The organism is Variovorax sp. FG153 (assembly GCF_057809595.1).
This window is the reverse complement of the sequence record NZ_JBMDKG010000126.1, coordinates 1-504: the sequence shown is the minus strand read 5'-3', so window position 1 is coordinate 504 and position 504 is coordinate 1. Positions and strand designations below refer to the sequence as shown.

General features: G+C 74.2%; 1 protein-coding gene. It reads left to right on the top strand.

Translation table 11 applies throughout. The features are described from left to right. The coding region (locus ACODT0_RS42405) for a condensation domain-containing protein (protein ID WP_489044051.1) at positions 1-504 on the top strand (504 nt) is incomplete at both ends.

Sequence of the window (504 nt, the reverse complement as noted above, 5' to 3'; positions counted from 1 at the left end):
ACGACATCCTGCGCACCGCGGTGCTGTGGGAAGGACTGCCCGAGCCGGTGCAGGTCGTCCACCGGCAGGCCCGCCTGCCCGTGCAATGGCTGGAGCGCGGCGCGGCCGGCGGCGATGGCGGCGACATCGACGCCGAACTCGATGCCCGGGTGGATCCCGCGCGGCATCGCATCGACGTGCGCGAGGCCCCGATGATCCGCGCCCTCGCGGCGCACGACGCGGCGCGCGGCCGCTGGCTGCTGCACCTGTCGAACCATCACATGGTGCTGGACCACACCACGCTGGAACTGCTGGTCGGGGAGATCGCGCTGGTGCAGCAGGGTCGCGCGGCCGAGCTGCCCGCGCCGGTGCCGTTCCGGCGCTACGTGGCGCAGGCGCGGCTGGGCGTGAGCCAGGCCGAGCACGAGGCCTTCTTCGGCGAGATGCTGGGCGACGTGGACGAGCCCACGGCGCCCTTCGGCCTGCTCGACGTGCAGGGCGACGGCACGCGCATCGTCGAGGCGC